This is a genomic window from Ruegeria sp. B1 (assembly GCF_056535885.1).
In genome coordinates, this window is sequence record NZ_JBQFJA010000001.1 from 4,288,275 (window position 1) to 4,305,544 (window position 17,270).

Annotated in this window: 20 protein-coding genes and 1 pseudogene; 7 read left to right on the forward strand and 14 right to left on the reverse strand. The window is 56.6% G+C overall.

Annotated elements, in window-relative coordinates; translation table 11 throughout:
- Positions 1-35: 35 nt before the first annotated feature.
- The 3 genes from ACR3ES_RS21265 to ACR3ES_RS21275 form a co-directional block, all read right to left on the reverse strand.
- Positions 36-1,316 (reverse strand): TRAP transporter large permease, encoded by a 1,281-nt coding sequence (locus ACR3ES_RS21265; protein WP_170437417.1) that lies wholly within the window; start codon positions 1,314-1,316, stop codon positions 36-38.
- Position 1,317: 1 nt separating this feature from the next.
- Positions 1,318-1,821, reverse strand: a complete 504-nt coding sequence (locus ACR3ES_RS21270) for a TRAP transporter small permease subunit (RefSeq protein ID WP_170437415.1) — start codon at positions 1,819-1,821, stop codon at positions 1,318-1,320.
- A gap of 69 nt (positions 1,822-1,890) precedes the next feature.
- The gene (locus ACR3ES_RS21275) at positions 1,891-2,886 is read right to left on the reverse strand and encodes a TRAP transporter substrate-binding protein (protein WP_170437413.1); all 996 of its coding nucleotides are present in this window, start codon (positions 2,884-2,886) and stop codon (positions 1,891-1,893) included.
- A 168-nt stretch (positions 2,887-3,054) separates the two neighbouring features.
- On the opposite strand from ACR3ES_RS21275, the pseudogene ACR3ES_RS21280 reads away from it, so the two are divergent.
- A pseudogene (locus tag ACR3ES_RS21280) lies at positions 3,055-3,189 on the forward strand (LacI family DNA-binding transcriptional regulator); the annotation flags it as partial.
- A gap of 161 nt (positions 3,190-3,350) precedes the next feature.
- On the forward strand, positions 3,351-4,091 hold the full coding sequence (locus tag ACR3ES_RS21285) for a substrate-binding domain-containing protein (protein WP_480634321.1): 741 nt from the start codon (positions 3,351-3,353) through the stop codon (positions 4,089-4,091).
- 6 nt (positions 4,092-4,097) lie between these two features.
- Here ACR3ES_RS21285 and ACR3ES_RS21290 read toward each other — a convergent pair whose 3' ends face one another.
- Positions 4,098-5,114, reverse strand: a complete 1,017-nt coding sequence (locus tag ACR3ES_RS21290; RefSeq protein WP_170437409.1) for a LacI family DNA-binding transcriptional regulator — start codon at positions 5,112-5,114, stop codon at positions 4,098-4,100.
- A 138-nt stretch (positions 5,115-5,252) separates the two neighbouring features.
- On the opposite strand from ACR3ES_RS21290, the gene ACR3ES_RS21295 reads away from it, so the two are divergent.
- Together ACR3ES_RS21295 and ACR3ES_RS21300 are read left to right on the forward strand one after the other, a co-directional pair.
- Complete coding sequence (locus ACR3ES_RS21295; RefSeq protein ID WP_480424459.1) at positions 5,253-6,338, forward strand: fatty acid desaturase; 1,086 nt, start codon at positions 5,253-5,255, stop codon at positions 6,336-6,338.
- 29 nt (positions 6,339-6,367) lie between these two features.
- A complete protein-coding gene (locus ACR3ES_RS21300) occupies positions 6,368-6,682 on the forward strand; it encodes a MocE family 2Fe-2S type ferredoxin (protein ID WP_170437404.1) in 315 nt (104 codons plus the stop codon).
- A 132-nt stretch (positions 6,683-6,814) separates the two neighbouring features.
- Here the strand turns inward: ACR3ES_RS21300 and ACR3ES_RS21305 are convergent, their stop codons facing one another.
- On the reverse strand, positions 6,815-7,846 hold the full coding sequence (locus ACR3ES_RS21305) for a LacI family DNA-binding transcriptional regulator (RefSeq protein WP_170437402.1): 1,032 nt from the start codon (positions 7,844-7,846) through the stop codon (positions 6,815-6,817).
- A 119-nt stretch (positions 7,847-7,965) separates the two neighbouring features.
- Here ACR3ES_RS21305 and ACR3ES_RS21310 point away from each other — a divergent pair, with 119 nt between their 5' ends.
- From ACR3ES_RS21310 to ACR3ES_RS21320, 3 genes are all read left to right on the forward strand, one after another.
- On the forward strand, positions 7,966-9,042 hold the full coding sequence (locus ACR3ES_RS21310) for a fatty acid desaturase family protein (protein ID WP_170437400.1): 1,077 nt from the start codon (positions 7,966-7,968) through the stop codon (positions 9,040-9,042).
- A gap of 31 nt (positions 9,043-9,073) precedes the next feature.
- Entirely contained in the window at positions 9,074-9,901 is an 828-nt protein-coding gene (locus tag ACR3ES_RS21315; RefSeq protein WP_170437398.1) for a 3-methyl-2-oxobutanoate hydroxymethyltransferase, read from the forward strand.
- A 94-nt stretch (positions 9,902-9,995) separates the two neighbouring features.
- Positions 9,996-10,313, forward strand: a complete 318-nt coding sequence (locus ACR3ES_RS21320; RefSeq protein ID WP_170437396.1) for a MocE family 2Fe-2S type ferredoxin — start codon at positions 9,996-9,998, stop codon at positions 10,311-10,313.
- A 92-nt stretch (positions 10,314-10,405) separates the two neighbouring features.
- Here ACR3ES_RS21320 and ACR3ES_RS21325 read toward each other — a convergent pair whose 3' ends face one another.
- The 9 genes from ACR3ES_RS21325 to ACR3ES_RS21365 form a co-directional block, all read right to left on the reverse strand.
- Positions 10,406-11,206: an ABC transporter ATP-binding protein gene (locus ACR3ES_RS21325; protein ID WP_170437394.1), complete on the reverse strand. Its 801-nt coding sequence runs from the start codon at positions 11,204-11,206 to the stop codon at positions 10,406-10,408.
- Positions 11,206-12,252, reverse strand: coding sequence for a branched-chain amino acid ABC transporter permease (locus tag ACR3ES_RS21330; RefSeq protein WP_170437392.1), 1,047 nt, complete (start codon positions 12,250-12,252; stop codon positions 11,206-11,208). The genes ACR3ES_RS21325 and ACR3ES_RS21330 overlap by 1 nt, the downstream gene beginning before the upstream one ends.
- A 69-nt stretch (positions 12,253-12,321) precedes the next feature.
- Positions 12,322-13,524 (reverse strand): ABC transporter substrate-binding protein, encoded by a 1,203-nt coding sequence (locus ACR3ES_RS21335; RefSeq protein WP_480424463.1) that lies wholly within the window; start codon positions 13,522-13,524, stop codon positions 12,322-12,324.
- A 29-nt stretch (positions 13,525-13,553) separates the two neighbouring features.
- Complete coding sequence (locus ACR3ES_RS21340) at positions 13,554-14,438, reverse strand: branched-chain amino acid ABC transporter permease (protein ID WP_170437388.1); 885 nt, start codon at positions 14,436-14,438, stop codon at positions 13,554-13,556.
- A gap of 1 nt (position 14,439) precedes the next feature.
- Positions 14,440-14,781, reverse strand: a complete 342-nt coding sequence (locus tag ACR3ES_RS21345) for an ATP-binding cassette domain-containing protein (RefSeq protein WP_480634750.1) — start codon at positions 14,779-14,781, stop codon at positions 14,440-14,442.
- A gap of 17 nt (positions 14,782-14,798) precedes the next feature.
- Positions 14,799-15,170 carry an ATP-binding cassette domain-containing protein gene (locus ACR3ES_RS21350; protein ID WP_480634751.1) on the reverse strand — a complete coding sequence of 124 codons (372 nt, stop codon included), beginning with the start codon at positions 15,168-15,170 and terminating at the stop codon, positions 14,799-14,801.
- Entirely contained in the window at positions 15,164-16,009 is an 846-nt protein-coding gene (locus ACR3ES_RS21355) for a sugar phosphate isomerase/epimerase family protein (protein ID WP_170437386.1), read from the reverse strand. Before ACR3ES_RS21355 ends, ACR3ES_RS21350 begins: the two co-directional genes overlap by 7 nt.
- On the reverse strand, positions 16,006-16,737 hold the full coding sequence (locus tag ACR3ES_RS21360) for an SDR family oxidoreductase (RefSeq protein WP_170437384.1): 732 nt from the start codon (positions 16,735-16,737) through the stop codon (positions 16,006-16,008). Before ACR3ES_RS21360 ends, ACR3ES_RS21355 begins: the two co-directional genes overlap by 4 nt.
- Positions 16,734-17,177 (reverse strand): MaoC/PaaZ C-terminal domain-containing protein, encoded by a 444-nt coding sequence (locus ACR3ES_RS21365; protein WP_170437382.1) that lies wholly within the window; start codon positions 17,175-17,177, stop codon positions 16,734-16,736. Before ACR3ES_RS21365 ends, ACR3ES_RS21360 begins: the two co-directional genes overlap by 4 nt.
- Positions 17,178-17,270: the final 93 nt, after the last annotated feature.

Below are 17,270 nucleotides of genomic sequence, written 5' to 3' on the forward strand. Positions count from 1 at the left end.
GTCCGGAAGACACCCCGCTGCCCAATTCTGTCACGCTACGGCCCCATAACCGCGTTCGGTATCCACATGACCAGTTGCGGGAAGACCGCAATCAGGATCAGTACCAGGACGTTCGCCATCAGAAACGGCGCGGCACCGACAAAAATCCGCCCGATCGGCAACCGACAGATCGCTGCACAAACGTTAAGGCAGTTGCCAACCGGGGGGGTACACGCGCCAACCGCGAGCCCCGACACCATCACCACGCCAAAATGTACTCCCGACACACCCATCTTCTCGGCCACGGGCAAGAGAACCGGGGTCAGCAGCAAAATGGCGGGGCTGACGTCGATGAACGTGCCGGCCATCAGGATCAGAAGCGCCGTCAACACCATGAAGGCAACCGGCCCAAGCCCCAATCCTGAAACAAAATCCGCAATCTGGTTCGGCACGCGCTCAAGCGCCAGAACCGTGATAAACACCTGGCTGAAGGCGATGATCATCATGATCTTGGCCGACATGATGATGGCATGGCGCATCGCGCCGGGCAGGTCGCGCAGAACCCCAAATCCGACAATGAACAGACCTATGATCAGGCCGTAAATGACGGCGGCGCCTGCGGTTTCGGTCGGCGTAACGAACCCAAAAACAACGGAACCAACAATCAGAACAGGCATCAAGGCCACAGCCGCAGACCGACGCGCCTGCCGCGCGGCTTCGGCCAGCGTGAACGGCACGTTCTCTGTCGGATAGTTGTTCTTTTTGGCAACCAGCCAGACGATGATCAACTGCATCAGCCCGACCATGATGCCGGGAATGATCCCGCCCAGAAACAGGCGCCCAATACTCTCTTCGGCAGCGACGGCGTAGATGATCATCGGAACCGAGGGCGGGATGATCATGCCCATGGTGGATGAGGCCACCGTGATCCCCGCAGCGAAACTCTTGGGGTAGCCGCGCTTTTCCATCTCGGGGATCAGAACCGATCCGATGGATGCCGTGTCCGAGGCGGAGGACCCGGAAATCCCGCCAAAGATCATCGATCCGACCACGTTGACCAAACCAAGCCCGCCCTTGAGCCGGCCGACAAAGAACATCGACAGGTCCAGTAAGCGCCGTGTGATGCCGCCGGAATTCATCACCAGCCCCATCAGGATGAAGAATGGCAGCGACACCAAGGGATAGTTGTTGATACCCGAAAAGAAGCGCTGAACGATAAATCCGGTTGCTGCCGGGGCTTCCAGCAGGAAGTAAGCCAGAGAAGCCAAGCCAAGCGAATACGCGATCGGCACGCCGGAAATCAGCAGAATTCCCAATGTTGCGAACAGGATCAGCATTTCAGTCCTCCGGCATCCAGAGGGCGTCAATGGAATCACGACCGCTGACTGTCATGACGATCCGAACAAAGCAATAAAAGACGGCAATCGCGCAAGAAATCGGAACAATAACGAACACATAGGCCTGTGGCATTCCAAAGGGCTGCCAAATGTTTTTACCGGGACCGGCGATCCAGTCGATGGACAGCCAGACCAGCGCCGCGTTCATCACGCCAACCAGAACCAGCCCCACCAGATAAAACGCCCTTTTGATTTTGTAGGGCATCAAGTCGACAAAATAGGTGATCGCGATATGTTCGCGTTTGGTGATTGCGACCGCTCCGCCAAGTGCGGAGGTACACAAAAACGCAATCTTGACCTGCTCGTCGACGCCATAGATCGCCATATCGAAGGGGCGCATCAGAACCTTGGTGACAACGATCACCAGAAACACTCCAAACAGCACGACCATCAGCCATTCGATTGCGCGCGTTAGAACGCGGTCGATTGCAGAGAGCGTATCCATAGTCTGATCCCAAAAAGTGAAGAAATCCGGGCCCGGTGATCCACCGGTGCCCGGAGATGTTACGGCAGATCAGCTACAGGATGCAGCAGCGGTCCGCGCGGCGTCGACATCTTCCATCGAGAAATGTCCGGCGTCGATCATCTGCTGATACACAGGCCCGACGGCTTCCTGGAACCCGACAAGGGCCTCGGGCGTCAATTCATTGATTTCCATGTGTTTGCCCAGTTCGCCGATGATGTTTGTTTCCGCATCCCGGTACAGTTGATCTGACATGGCCATCGCCTCGACAGCAACTTCGTCGAATGTGGCCTGCAGATCGGTGGGCAGACCGTCATACCACGCTTTGTTGACAATCAGCGGATCGGGACCGGTCATGTGGTTCGACAGCGTCAGATAATCCTGAACTTCGTGGATGTTGAAGTCCCAGATATTCTGCGGCGGGTTGTGCTGCCCGTCGATCACGCCCTGCTTAAAGGCCTGATAAGCCTCGGAGAATGGCATGGCCACAGGAACCGAGCCGATGGCTGTACCGGTTGCGATCATCAGGTCCGACTGGGGTTCACGGATACGCAGGCCCTGCAAGTCATCGACCGACGCGATCGGCTTGACGTTATTGGTATAGGCGCGGAACCCCTGGCTGATGCCGGTGGCCGGAATATGGTAGCCGTTTGCCTCGGCACGGGCCTGAACGCCTTTGGTAAAATCTGAGGCAACCAGACATTCCATCTCATCCCAGTTCGCGACGAGGAAGGGCAGCTGGTACAGGTTGAACGCACCGGACGCATCGGCAAAGAAACCGCCACGTGTACCCTGCAACAGGCCAGCCGTCACCTGGTCCATCATCTCGCGCTCGTTGCCCAATGCCGCGCCAAAGAAGTTCTCGACCTCGATGCGGCCGTTAGTGCGCTTTTCGAGTTCGGTCTTGAACCAATCCATGGACTGCGACCGGATCGAGGTCTCGGGCTGCTCGTTTCCGTACTTAAAGGTGAAGTCGGCGGCCAGTGCCGTGCCGGCGGTCATCATCAGGCCGGCCACTCCGGCCAGCAGTTTGGCTGTGTAGGTCATATCATCCTCCCTGAACGGGACTCGATCCCGCTGCATGCCGTTGAGATATGCCGCCGCTGCAATGGCTGGCAAGCGAAACCACATCAATTGGCGGAAATGATGGTTTTTGATTTATCATGTGCTCATAATGAGGATGATTTTGATCTTAAATGATGGTACGTCACAGACATGAACGACGATGCCCCCATCATAACGAAGAAAGCGCGCGTGTCCGAGATCGCCAAACTGGCCGGCGTGGGAACCGCCACCGTTGACCGGGTGCTGAATAACAGATCCAATGTCAAAACCGAAACCCGTCAGCGCGTATTACAGGCCAAACACGCCATCGAATCCGGTGCGCAACTGGACCGGCGGGCCCGTCCTTGGCGGCTCAAGATATTCCTGCCTGAAGAGGCCGGTCCTTCAACCGAATTTCTTGCGGATTGCTTTCAAAACGTTTTCACCAATGGCCGCGCTACGGTGGAGTGCGTGTTCTCAAAAAGCTGGAGCCGCCCGTTCTGGCCCGCAAGCTGCGCGCCTGCGCCGGGCAAGGTGTCGACGCGGTGGGTTTTCAGGCCCTTGACGACCCGCGCGTGCGAGACGCCGTAGAGGAGCTGCACGCGCTGAATATCCCCTGTGTTCCCGTGGTGTCTGATCTCATCAGCCCTGTTCTGGGGCAGTTTGTGGGAACGGATAACATGGCCGCAGGGCGCACGGCCGCGTATCTGATGGGGCGCATGCTGCGTCAGGCCGGTCCGGTCGGCGTCGTATCCGGCGAGCAGTTGTATCGCAATCACTCTGACCGGGAGATGGGGTTCCGATCTGCGCTGCGGAAGGATTTCAGCCATCTTGCCGTCGTGGGCACCTATATCGGGCATGATGATGTGGAAGAAAACCGCGCTCTGGTCGGCAAGATGCTCGACGAGCATCCCGGTCTGCTTGGGATCTACAACGTCGGTGGCGGAAACGAGGGTATTGTCGCGGCGCTGAACGATCGAGGCGTGTCCGGCGAGATCATGTTGATCGGGCACAATCTGACTCCCAAGACGCGGAACTACCTGCTGGAGGGGTCAATGGATCTGATCATCCACCAGAACATGCGCCGCATCGCCGAACAGACGGTTCAGACATTGATTGCCAAACTAGAAAACCGCCCCTTTCAGGCCGAGGTCGTGCCAGTTGAGGTCATTACGCGTGAAAACATCAACGGAGCCACATTCGGCTGACTGTTCTTACAGGTTTTCTGGCGTGCAGAGTTCGAACGACACCAGCCCATCCTGTGCCGAAAGCGATTGCCCGGTCAGACGCCGTGACATCATGCGTGTCACACGGTCGGCGACCTGATCCACAGGGTTGTGGATCACCAGATTGATGCTGCCATCCGCCAGCGCGGCCTCTGTCACTGGTGTGCGTTCATGGCAAATGTAAATCATGTCCTGAGCGCGCCCCGTTTCGCGTAGTGCCTTCAGGGCTCCTGAAACCCCGCCGCCGCAATGGTAGATACCCGAAAGGTTCGGGCTAACCCGCAGCAATTCGGCGGTCGCCTCATAAGCGACAGCTGCGTCATCCAGATAGACCACGGAATCGCGGATCGAAGTTTGCTGTGCAAACTCGCGCATATAGCTTCTGAACCCGCTCTCAAGAGCCTCATGCCCAAGATAGCGATGTGATCCGATCAGGATGCCGACAGGGCCATTGGATCGGTTCAATCGTGCCATGGCCCAGCCCGCAGTGCGCCCAGCCTTTCTGCCGTCGATCCCAACGTAGGCGGCAACATCCGGGGATGACAGCGGGGACAGCAACGCAAATACAGGGATATCTGCGGTCGCAATCGCCCGGTTGATATCCGCATGATCAATGGCGACCAATCCGATGGCGTCCGCACGGACGCTCATTTCCTCAACCGCTGACGCAAGGTCTGATGGCGACAGGCTTTCAACAAAGCGGATGTCGACCGTGGCCCGAATGTTTCGCAGCTGTTCTGCCTGTCTTTGTAGTGCAGTTGCCAGTTCTCGATAGAACCATTTTCCTTCTTTCTGAAGGACGAAACCCAACCGCTTTGCCGGGGCCATCTCCTCGATCCGGCGACGCAACAGTCCTGCCGAGCGATAGCCCAACGCATCAGCTGCGGACAGAACCCGCGCAGACGTGGCCGCAGAAACAGGTGCCCGCGCGTTCAGAACCCGGTCGACAGTTGCAACGCCGACCCCGGCCTTCTGAGCTACGTCTTTGAGGGTGACACGCGCCACGATTAGGCCCCATGATAGATTTCATCACCTTATTTGCAGTGCATTGTGAAAGAAAAGATGAAAAATATCATCTGAAATTTGACCTGGGACTGATGCAACTGCTCTGCTCTCTGTGGAAACGCAAAGAAGGATGTTGATGTGTCTTCTGAAACCACACAGCAATGGCGGGACTACTCGCTGACAGGCCGAGACAGCGGTCCAAGCTTCACGCCGAAGCAGTGGTACGCCACGCCGGTTCCTCGCAAACGGATGAAAGAACTGATAAAGCGTCGCGACGGGCCGGCTCTGATCGACTACGGGATCTGGCTGGGCATGGTGCTGATGACAGGTGCCATAGTGATCGTGACATGGGGCACCTGGTGGGCCGTTCCGTCCGTCATCCTCTACGGCATTTTGTACGGGTCCTGCGCCGACAGCCGTTGGCACGAATGCTGTCATGGGACCGTCTTCAAGACGTCATGGCTGAACACAGCCGCCTATCAGCTGGCCTCGTTCATGTCGTTGAAGAACCCCTATCTCTGGCGGTGGAGCCATACACGGCATCACACGCATACCGTAATTGTCGGCAAGGATCCCGAGATCGCCTTTCCGCGGCCCCCGCATCCACTGAACATTCTCTGGAACATGCTTCATCTGCAATCGGGATGGACCGAATTGAAAAAGATGGCTCTGCTTTCGGCAGGCCGGCTGACCAGGGATCAGAAGACGTTCCTGATCGAAGCTGACCGGTCCAAGGCCTTCTGGGCCTCGCGCATTCACCTTGCAATCCTGTTGGCGACGCTCGCCGCATCACTGGCCCTTGGATCGTGGCTGCCGATCGTTCTGATCGGCGGGCCCACCTTCTACGGCTCCTGGCTGCATCACCTTTTGGCGTCGCTGCAACATGCCGGGCTGGCCGAAGATGTTCCGGATCATCGGCTGAATTCACGGACCGTCTATATGAACCGGTTCTTTCGCTTCGTGTACTCAAACATGAACTACCATGTCGAACACCACATGTATCCCATGGTGCCCTTCTACAACTTGCCTGCGCTGCATGAGGAGATCAAAGGCGATTGCCCGCCCGCATATAACGGGACGCTGGTCGCTTTTCGCGAGATGCTCCCCGCGATCCTGAAACAGCGGCGCGATCCGCTTTATTTCGTGGACCGGAAACCGCTGCTGCCACAGGACGCTCATCCGAGCCCTGACTATACGCGCCACATCTCAATGGCGGCGGAATAAAGCACTCTCTTTTAAGGACAGCAAACACCATGACCCAATGGACCCGCGCCTGCGCCTGTGACGATATTGAAACTGAGGATCTGATCCGATTTGACCACGGGCACCGTACATTTGCGATCTATCGCAGCCCCAAGGATGAATTCTACTGCACTGACGGTTTATGTACGCACGAAGAGGTGCATCTCGAAGATGGGTTGGTGATTGATCACCTCATCGAATGCCCAATGCACAACGGCCAGTTTGACTATCGCACCGGTGAAGCAAAACGCTCGCCGGTCTGTGTGAACCTGAAAACCTACCCCGTTAAAGTCGAGGGAGGGAATGTCTTCATCGACATCGGATGAGATCGGGAAACGGAACTGTGATCGGTACGCGAGAGGCTCGTACAACGCCGATGCCGCCAACCAAGGTCGCAAACGCTAAACGCGTTCAAGGAACACACCTAAAGTAAACTTGTCCGGATATGCCCCCTGCGACTAGAGCGATTCAGGTAAGACAACCTCAGGTCTCAGCAGTCTTTCGCTTCCAGTTGGCTTCTTGGTGCTATGCACGGCTTCAACCAACTCATCGACGACAGCCCGGGCCAACGCATCCACCGGTGTTTCGATGAGCATCGAGAGCTGACGTTCAGATAGCGCGAGGCGTGCCATGTCTGATGAAGAATGGGCGACAACATGCGGCAGGTCTGACCGATTGCTGGACCTCAGCGCTTCGATCGCACCTTCGACGCCGCCGCCTGTAATGTAGACACCCCGCAGATCCCTCCAGGTTTCCAGTACATCCTGAATCAAATCATGCGTGACAGTGTTGGTCTCAAGCGTCAAAACCGCATCGCGCAGGGCAAAATCGGGCGCGTGCTCGCGGACGTAACTGCGCAATCCGCTTTCGCGCAACTGGTGCGCCTGCCAGAGATTGCCACCAACAAGCACCGCAATTGTTCCCGGAGTCCGGGACAAACCCGCAAGCATCCATCCCGCCAAGCGCCCCGCCCGGTAATTGTCGATGCCAACGAAACGGCGGCGCTCTTCCTTTGCGAAGTCGTTCAGCATTGAAACAACCGGCACCTCTTCGGCACTCAGCTCGCGCGCGGCCTTTGTCACCAGTGGGTGATTTACAACAGATGCCGCGATGACGTCTGCCGTTCCGACAAACCCCATCATTAACTCCGCGTGTTCCTGCGGCGTTTGCGTCTGCGCATAGCGAACAATCGCGCGGCCGCGCACATCGGTGCGCAAAGCGACCGCGTCCTCCAGAGCGGCAGACAGGCGTTTGTAAAACGGTTGCTTTTGTTTCGGAAGAATGAAGCCAAACGTCATCGGCGGTGCCGTTTGACTAAGCCTGTACCGAATGACCGGGGTCGCATGATAACCCAGTTTGGACGCCGCCTCATAGACGCGGCGGGCGTTCTCTTCCCGCACCTTGCGGCGCCCCGTCAGAACCCGATCCACGGTCGCGATGCCGACACCCGCCAAAGCTGCGATATCGGCCATTGTTGGTCGTTTAGCCATGGATAGATTTCTATCCGAATCTATCTTGTTTTGGAAAGGTTTTGATAGATATTTTCGGCAGTTCTCGAACTGCGCGAGATGTGTTGGGTATCCTACTCCGAAATCGGAGGAACTCATCCATGAGTCAACGCGACTACAGCCTGCTGGGCGAAAACGCCCGGCGCGCGAAGGAAACAGGTTTGGCGGATGCCAACTGGTACATGACAGACATTCCGCGTAAGGAGATGAAGGCCTTGATGAAAAGGTCGGATGGCCCCGCGATCCGCGACACGATTATCTGGCTTGCCTGTCTCGTTGGGTTTGCTGCTGCCGGGATCGCGCTGTGGCCAAGCTGGTGGTCGGCCCCCTTTTGGCTGGCATACGGCGTGCTTTACGGGTCGTCGACAGACAGCCGCTGGCACGAATGCGGTCATGGCACCGCCTTTCGGACCCGTTGGATGAACGATGCCGTGTATCAGCTTGCGAGCTTCATGATCATGCGCAACCCGGTCACCTGGAAATATGGGCATGCGCGTCACCATACCGACACGACGATCGTCGGGCGCGACCCCCAGATCCTGTCCCGACGCCCGCCGAACCTGCTCAAAATGTCCGCCAATCTCTTTGGGTTGCTCGACGTACCGCTGGCCTTCAAGTCGATGATTGAGCTTTCGGCCGGGCATATGAACGCCGAGGAACGATCGTACGTCCCTGAGGCTGAGCGCCCAGCCGCCATTCGGATCGCACGCATTTGGTTGTCAATCTATCTGGCGACCTTTGCCCTCGCCTTTTGGACATGGTCCATTTTGCCACTGATGGTGATCGGGCTGCCACGGTTCTATGGCGCCTGGCACATGACCATCACAGGAATTCTGCAACACGCTGCCTTGGCCGATAACGTTATCGATCATCGTCTGAACAGCAGAACGATTCTGATGAATCCGATCAGCCGATTCATCTACTGGAACATGAACTACCACGTTGAACATCACATGTTCCCGATGGTGCCGTATCACAATCTTCCAAAGCTGTACGAGCGCATGAAACAAGATACGCCTGCCGCAAACACGTCGATAGTTCAAGCCATTGGAGAAACTGTTCCGGTCCTTCTGAAACAGCTGAAGGATCCCGAGTTTTTCCTGGTCCGCGATCTGCCAGAAACAGCGAAACCCTACAGGTGGACCGGGCAGGAATACGCAGCGGATGCAGCGGAATGATCCACTCGTGCAGGCCGAAGAGGAAAGAAGGATGAAGCGCGTTTATACATGGACGGCGCAGCCGGCATTGCGGTCGGTGACGGTTGCCGGGATGAGAGCCGCCAAGGGAACGCGGAAATGGACGCAAGTAACTGCGAACACAGGAGAAGAGGCCGCAGCTGCCGAAACCGCCGGAATCGACATGGCAATCGGGAACTTCCGCAACACCAAAGCGGTTCGGGAAGGATCGAAAACGATCTTCTTCACTGCGGCCATCGGGATACCCGACTTTGCCACTGCGGACGATTTCTTGCGGGCGGCGCTTCAGGCCCTGTCTGACGGGGCCGATGCGGTGATGACGGCGCGCGGCATGAAGGTTGTCCAAACCCTTACCGAAGAGGACATCCCCGTAATGGGTCACCTCGGTCTGGTGCCGCGCAAATCAACCTGGACCGACGGGCTGCGCGCTGTAGGCAAGACAGCAGACGAAGCCTATGACCTGTTTTGCCGTTTCAAACGGCTGGAGGACGCTGGCGGCGCTCTGGTCGAGGCAGAAGTCATCCCGGGTCCGGTTCTTGCAGAAATCAGTAAACGCACAAAGATCATAACTGTCTCACTTGGCTCGGGGCCGGATGGAGATGTCGACTACCTGTTCATGAACGACATCTGCGGTGAGCAGGAAGAACTGCCACGGCACGCCCGTGCATTTGGAAACCTGAAACGACTTCACGATCAGATCAGGGAAGAACGGGTCTCAGCGGTGCGCGCTTTCCGCGAAGCAGCGGTTACCGGTGAGTTCCCTGGTAAAAATGAGACGGTAGGCATGGTTCCAAGAGAGTTTGATGCCTTTCTGGAGAAGCTCGAACACCATCGGATCTGACTCAAACTCCCTCACCAATCTGGCGTCACGTTCCAGCCACCGAACACGGCGGACCGTTGCCGGAACCCTATCAACAACACTGGAAAAACAGAAAATGGCAGAATGGATTCGCGCCTGTACCCGGGACGACATAGAAACTGAAGACCTTATCCGGTTTGACCATGGATCAAGAACATTTGCAGTCTATCGGAGCCCGGAGGACGAGTTCTTTTGTACAGACGGCCTGTGCACACATGAAGAGGTCCACCTTGCTGACGGTCTGGTTCTGGATCACCTGATCGAATGCCCGGCACATAATGGCCAATTCGACTACCGCACAGGCGAAGCGGTTCGCAGCCCGGCCTGCGTGAACCTCAAGACATATCCCGTCCGCATCGACGGCGATGACGTTCTGATAGACGTGGGTTCGTAAAGAACACCAGACGGCGGTGAAACCACTGCCGTCTATTGTCGTGAGGGCTCGCGCATATCAAAGTCGGGCGTCGTGCGTTGCACACGCTTGGACTAAGACGCCAGAAGTTGACGCACTTCGTCGTCGGCCATTTCCTTGCCAAGATACGCTTCGATCACGGCGTGATCATCCCTGACTTCATCAGGACGGCCCTCAGCAATCTTTTCGCCATGATCGAGCACGGAAATCCTGTCGCAGGTTTCCATAACGACCTTCAGGATGTGCTCGACAATGATCAGTGTCAGGCCATATTTGTCCTTCAGTTTCATCACGATCGCCATCAGATTGTCGACATTGACCGGCGACAGCCCGGCTGCCGGTTCGTCCAACATCAGAATGCGAGGTTTCATGGCGATCGCACGCCCCAGCGCCAACAGACGACGCTGACCGATCGACATCTCCGACGCAGTGACATGCGCGTAGTCCGCCAGACCGATGGTTTGCAGGATGTCCATCATCTCCTCCCGCAAGACCTTTTCCTCACGCGCGATGGTCAGAGGTGCAAATGGTGCGCTGAGGGCGCCATAGTTTACCTGACAGTGACACCCTATCATCAGGTTATCCAAGACCGACATCTCGGTGAACATGCGCAGCAGCTGGAATGTGCGCGCAATCCCATGAGACGCTATCCTGTGTGGCTCCCACCCGGCGATATTGTGCCCGTCATAGATGATGGTGCCTTCGTCCGGAGTGTATATGCCTGTCAACAGGTTGAAGAACGTGCTTTTGCCAGAACCATTTGGTCCGATTATGCCACGGACCTCACCTTCCTGCAGACTGAAGTCGATGTTGTTCGCGGCGTGCACGCCTCCGAAGCTCTTGCACAGACCGGTGACTTTAATGATCTCTGTCATCAGCCCTCTCCATCTTCATCAAGCTGGGTGCGAACGCGTTCAGCGGTTTTATCCATTGCCGCGACGAACGAGCGCGAGACAAAGTATCGATCAATCAGCCCCCCGATCCCTTTTGGCATGAACAGAACCGTGCCAACGATGACCAGACCAAAGGCCAGAAGCTGGTAGTGATACAAATCGCGGGTCAGATCGGCGATGATTGTGACCAGAATGGCCCCGATAATGGCCCCCCAGATGTTGCCGATACCGCCCAGAACAACCATCAACAAGACCACGACCATCTCAATGATGGTGAAGTTGTTGGGATGGATGTACCCCGGCCGCATATGCGCCAGCAATGCACCGGCCATGCCAGCATAGGCTGCACTGATAACGAAAGCCAACAGTTTGTAGCGCCTCACATTCACACCCGTCGCAGCCGCTGACACAGGGTCCTCGCGCACTGCCATAAACGCGCGCCCGGTAGATGATTTCAGCAATGCAAAGGCAAAATAGATCGCAAACAGCACGAAGGGCAGCATGAGGTAGTAGTAGGTCTGATAGGTATCAAACGAGAAGCCAAACAAAACGGGTGCCTTGATGCCACCCAGGCCAGAGGCTGATCCCAGATAATCGGTTACACGGATGAACACTTCGACGGCCTGCGCAAATCCAAGGGTTGCGAGCGCCAGGTATGCGCCTTCCAGTCGGAAAGACGGAAAGCCGACCAAAACGCCAAACATCATGGATACGATCATCGCCGATGGCAGGGTGATCCAGAACGGCATGGCGAAATAGACCGAAAGCACGGCGGCGGTGTAGGCTCCGATCGCATAGACCGCTACATGCCCCACAGTCACCTGACCGCAATATCCTTTAACGATGTTAAGCCCGGTGGCCAGGATGATCATCACCCCGATGTGATTGATCAGATAGATTTGGTAATTGTTCGTCGTCAGGTAAGGCAACGGTAGCAAAATGAAAAAGGCGACAATCCACGGCAAAACCGGGTGAATCGCAGCAAGCCGCGCAATTCCATTCTTAGGTGCCTGAAGTACAACATCCATGTTTAAGTGCCTTTTCTGCCCTAGGTGAACCGCGCGGCCTCCGCGCGGTTCAGTGAGTGTCGTGAGTGCTTATTCCAGACCGAAATCAACCGGCATCGTGACGCGGTCGAGAATGTCGACCTCGAAATCCTCGCCACCAGACAGGTATTCGATCAGCACAGGCGTGCGATTTCCGTCCCGGCATTCGGGTGTGGAATCTGCGCAAAAGCTGATCGGCCCCGAGGCCAGCCCTTGATAGTCACTGACATTCGCAATCGCATCGCGGATTGCGGCGCGGTCTGCTGTCAGAGACCCGTCGGTCAGCTCCAACTCGGCATTGTTAAGCGCAATCTCGACGATCCGGATAAGATCCCAGGCCTGACTGAAATCGTGATCGACCTTGTCGACGTCATATCGCTCTTTCATCAGTTGGTTGAAGTCCTGAGCGATCTGGCAATCATCCGAGTCGGAATAGGCGGCGGAGAAGAACACACCTTTGATCGCATCACCGGCCAGCTTTGGCACCGGTGCGTTTGAGGCGCTTGAGTTCGCCAGACGCTTCACATCTGCCGGAATGCCCACCTCGTAGGACTGCACCAGGAAACGGGCCATTGGTTCCTGCAACGCACCAATAAAAACCGCGTCGACATCCAGTGCTTTGATCTTCAGCAGGTGGCTGCGGAAATCGATCTCTTTCTCCTGAGTCTGACCCCAGTACGCAGGCTCGACCCCGAACTGTTTGCGCATTTCGTCCCGCAAACCTTCGGTATCGGCTTGGGCCGCAGCGTCCGACGCGTAGACATAGGCGATATTGGTACCGATGTTCTCACCGACGTATTTCGCCATCACGCCTTTGTAGTATCTGGCCGAGATTGGCACCCGGAACACCCATTCAGAACCTTTCTGGGTGATCTCGTGATTGGTCGAATGCGGTATGATCTGGGGAACTTCGGCCTGCGCGGTGACATCGACAATCGGCAACGAAACCGACGAACAAGTCGAACCGATCACCAGATGCACGTTGTCCTGATAGACAAACCGGTTTGCGTTTGCGACGCCCTTGTCGGACTTACACTCGTCGTTCAGCAGGATCAGCTCGACTTCCGCCCCATTGATGCCGCCCGCCGCGTTGATCGCGTCGAATTCATCCTGCATCATCTGGCCGTATTTCTGACCGTTCTCCGAGATCATTCGCATAGTTGCCCCGATCCGGATGGTTTCGGCGCTTGCTGCCGTTGCGGCCACTGTTGTCATCAAGGTCGCCAGCACAGCGCAGGTTCCAAGTCGTTTCATTTTCACCTCCATTGTTTTATTGACTCCGCTTACGCCTTGACCTTCGCAAGGACACCGAGGAAGCCGGTCGGCTTGACAAGAAGAACGATGATGAGCAGCAGGAACGCGTAGATGTCCTTGTGACTGCCCGAGATGTAGGCCGCACCAAAGGTTTCAAAGACACCAACCGTCAAACCACCAAGGACGGCGCCGGGGAGCGAGCCGAAACCCCCGATCACGGCTGCTGCGAATGCCTTGATGAGGATCAGGTACCCCATCTCGACCTGCACATAGTTGATGGGACCGATCAAAACGCCACCGGCGGCAGCCAATGCACAGGCAACACCAAAGATGAGCGAAATCATCAGCGGAACATTGACCCCCATCAGGTAGGCGATGTCCTTGTTGGCCGCGACTGCGCGAATGGCGAGACCGAGTTTTGTCTTTTTCAGCAACAGGTGCAGCAGCACCATCAATGAGACAGAAACCAGCAGTATCCAAAGATAGGCCTTCGGCAACGCAATGCCGCCGATCTGCATGGGCATGCTGAATGGCAGATCGAAGGCGTGACCTTCGGCCCCCCAGATGAGAAAAGCGATGTTCTGCAAAATGATGGCCATGCCAAATCCGCAGATGATCATCCCCATTCCTGCGACGGTATAGCCGCCGCCCTGTGACGTGAGACGCCGATAGAATACACGCTCGAGGATCACACCCATGATGCCGGTCAGGATCATCGCCAGGAACAGGGTGATCGGGTAGGAAAATCCCATATTGTTATACAGGACCAGCCCGAAGAACGCCCCGAACATGAACACTTCACCATGGGCGAAATGCACAATGTCGAGCCCGGAATAAATCAGGGAAATCCCAAGTGCGACAAGCCCGTAAACAAGTCCAATCGACAGACCTACCACCAGAAAATCAAAGAACATTTCAGACCTCCTCTGTCTCTGCAACTGTTCCGCCAAGAAAGGCGAGGCGCACTTTATCGTCATCGATCATTTCATCGGCGTTGCCCTGCAACCGGATGCGGCCGTCGTGGATGACATAGCCATATCGCGCGAGCAGCAACGCCATTCTGACGTTCTGCTCGACCACCAGAATGGTCATGTCCATCTCGCGGCGAATGCGATTGATCTGTTTGAAAATGTCGAGCACCACCAACGGGGCCAGCGCGGCCGAGGGCTCGTCGAGCATGATCAGTTTCGGCGCCGCCATCAGACCCCGTCCAATCACCAGCATTTGGACCTGACCGCCCGAGAGAAGGCCGGACAATTGGTGCCGCCGCTCCTTCAGGATCGGGAAAAAGTATAGACCCGGTCGAGGTCCTGCCGGATCGCTTTTTTGTCCGACCGGGTGAACGCGCCCAGCATCAGGTTCTCTTCGATGGTCAACCCGGGATAGGAATCCTTTCCCTGGGTCACCTGAACCAGGCCAGCGCGGACGATTTCATGTGGTTTGAGGTTGTGGATCGGCACACCATCCAGATGGATTTCTCCGCCCATAAGCGGGATGAGGCCCGAGACAGCCTTGAGAAGGGTCGATTTACCCGTTCCATTCCCACCCAACAGCGCAACCACATCGCCTTTGTCGACCGTCATGTCGATGCCCCGCAGGATCTTTAGCTTTCCATATCCGGCTTCGACGCCTTTCAGACTCAGCACGCGATCTCCTCCCCGGGCTGCGAGCCCGTAATCTGTTCGACGCGTGACAGGATCGTTTCGACCAGCTCGTCCGGGTCGGCCTGCCACAGTATTTTTGAAAGAATCTCCACCTCGATGTCCGGCGCACTACCTCCGGCGCAAAGGGCAGCGTAGGTCTCTGCGATATCGATCACCCCATCCCCAGGGATGCCCCGGTCCAGCCTCAGATCTTTGGTCTCCGCTAGCCAGTCGGACGCATGAAAACTGATAATTCGGTCCCTGTGTCGACCGATCTGAGCCAAGAGCGTTTCGTCCCACCAAAGCGCGTAGGTATCCAGAACCAGCCCGGCCCGTGCCCCCGCATCGATCTTGTTCAAGACCACGGCCGCTTCGTCCAACGTCGACCAGAGGCTGCGATAGCCGCAGACCATCGGGTGCAAAGGCTCCAAACCAATCTGAAGACCACTGGCATGAGCTGGTTCAAGCAACCTCTCAAGGCGCTCTGCCGCCGCCGCTCGGGCACTTGTGATGTCACGGCTGCCCGGAGGCAGACCGCCGGAAATCACGACGATCGTTTCTGCACCCAGTTCTGCGGCCTGTTCGATCTGCCGCAACACGAGGTCCGCTGATCCTTTTTCGTGCGGCGACAGCAAGGCCACACAGAAAGAGGTCGCGCGCACGCCCTCGTCCCGCAGGGTTTGCCGGGCACTTGCGATTGACAACCCATCAAGCTTTTCATGCCAAATCGCTGTTTTGCCCACCCCATTGCGTGCCAGACACCTGACCGACTCGGCAAAGTCGCATTGCATCAGTGTCGCCTGATGAATGCACAACTCGTGATTTGCCGGTGTCGAGGTCAAAAGGTTGTCCTCCCACCCGTTACGTCGAACAGTTGGCCTGTGGTAAAAGAACAGCGGGGACTGGCCACAAAAGCGGTCATGTCGGCGATTTCGCTGACCGTGCAGAACCGTTTCATCGGAATACGCGACAGCTTGTCGGCGATGTAATCCTCGCTCATTTCCGAAAATAGATCGGTTTCGGTTATTGCCGGGCCGATGCAATTGACCGTTATGTTTGAGGGCATGAGTTCACGCGCGAGGGTCTTGACATACCCGTGCACCCCGGCCTTTGCCGCGCCATAGGCACAGGCCCCGGGGTTGCCTTCCTTGCTGGCGACCGAGGCGATGACAATGATGCGTCCTTCACCGCTTTCGCGCATGTCGAGAACGGCCTCGCGCGTGGTCAGAAATACCCCAGTTAGATCGACATTGATGACATGCTGCCACTCCTCCAGCGAGTACTCCCATGCGGGTCTCGTCGAACCGTTGACGCCGGCATTTGCAATAACGATATCGATACCACCAAGGGCTTGCTTGGCAGCGCGATATCCTTCTTGAACACCCTTCTCGTCGGTGACATCGACCGTCTGAACCAGTTCGAAATCAGTGTCATTAAGGATGGGTTCAGGGGCAATGTCCCAGCCGACAACTCGCGCCCCAAGCTCTTGGAAGCGTTTACAGATACCCAGCCCGATACCCCGGGCCGCGCCGGTCACCACTACGCGTTTGTTGTCCAGCTCAAAACTCATGCGCCCGCATCCTCGTTTGGCACCCATTTCAGGATGTGCTGCGCGACCGTGGTCAACTCGTCATGCTGATTGAACAGTTTGATATCCGCGACGGATCGGCGACGTTCGACGTCGATTTCGACAATCTCGTACCGGACAGTGATCGTGTCACCCAGGAACACCGGCTTGAGGAAGCGAACCCGGTCATATCCAAGCGATACGGGCGTTTCATCCGCATCCCTGGAATGAGCAATGGCCATCGTCGATGCCGTCGACATGTATCCAACCATCAAGGCGCCATGTGCCATCAAACGCCCGTAGGACGACTTTTCCATATACGCCTTGTTCACATGGTTCGGAGACAGGTCGCCGGTAATCCCTGCGAAGAGATAGACATCACTTTCCGAGACGGTTTTGGAAAATGTCACCGTGTGACCAACATCCACGTGGAACTCACTCATGAGCGCTCATACCTTTTTGTCAGAATGGTTTTTGGCAGGCCGCGCGCTTCCGCGCGGGTGCTGGACAAATGGGTCAGCGTGCCCCTTGTAATG

Excerpts from the sequence above, each read along its gene's own strand:
- ACR3ES_RS21365 (WP_170437382.1), bottom strand. The coding sequence starts at position 17,177 with ATGAGTGAGTTCCACGTGGATGTTGGTCACACGGTGACATTTTCCAAA.
- ACR3ES_RS21320 (WP_170437396.1), top strand. The coding sequence starts at position 9,996 with ATGGCAGAATGGATTCGCGCCTGTACCCGGGACGACATAGAAACTGAA.
- ACR3ES_RS21265 (WP_170437417.1), bottom strand. The coding sequence starts at position 1,316 with ATGCTGATCCTGTTCGCAACATTGGGAATTCTGCTGATTTCCGGCGTG.
- ACR3ES_RS21275 (WP_170437413.1), bottom strand. The coding sequence starts at position 2,886 with ATGACCTACACAGCCAAACTGCTGGCCGGAGTGGCCGGCCTGATGATG.
- ACR3ES_RS21305 (WP_170437402.1), bottom strand. The coding sequence starts at position 7,846 with ATGGCTAAACGACCAACAATGGCCGATATCGCAGCTTTGGCGGGTGTC.
- ACR3ES_RS21340 (WP_170437388.1), bottom strand. The coding sequence starts at position 14,438 with ATGTTCTTTGATTTTCTGGTGGTAGGTCTGTCGATTGGACTTGTTTAC.
- ACR3ES_RS21310 (WP_170437400.1), top strand. The coding sequence starts at position 7,966 with ATGAGTCAACGCGACTACAGCCTGCTGGGCGAAAACGCCCGGCGCGCG.
- ACR3ES_RS21315 (WP_170437398.1), top strand. The coding sequence starts at position 9,074 with ATGAAGCGCGTTTATACATGGACGGCGCAGCCGGCATTGCGGTCGGTG.
- ACR3ES_RS21270 (WP_170437415.1), bottom strand. The coding sequence starts at position 1,821 with ATGGATACGCTCTCTGCAATCGACCGCGTTCTAACGCGCGCAATCGAA.
- ACR3ES_RS21360 (WP_170437384.1), bottom strand. The coding sequence starts at position 16,737 with ATGAGTTTTGAGCTGGACAACAAACGCGTAGTGGTGACCGGCGCGGCC.
- ACR3ES_RS21330 (WP_170437392.1), bottom strand. The coding sequence starts at position 12,252 with ATGGATGTTGTACTTCAGGCACCTAAGAATGGAATTGCGCGGCTTGCT.
- ACR3ES_RS21325 (WP_170437394.1), bottom strand. The coding sequence starts at position 11,206 with ATGACAGAGATCATTAAAGTCACCGGTCTGTGCAAGAGCTTCGGAGGC.
- ACR3ES_RS21300 (WP_170437404.1), top strand. The coding sequence starts at position 6,368 with ATGACCCAATGGACCCGCGCCTGCGCCTGTGACGATATTGAAACTGAG.
- ACR3ES_RS21335 (WP_480424463.1), bottom strand. The coding sequence starts at position 13,524 with ATGAAACGACTTGGAACCTGCGCTGTGCTGGCGACCTTGATGACAACA.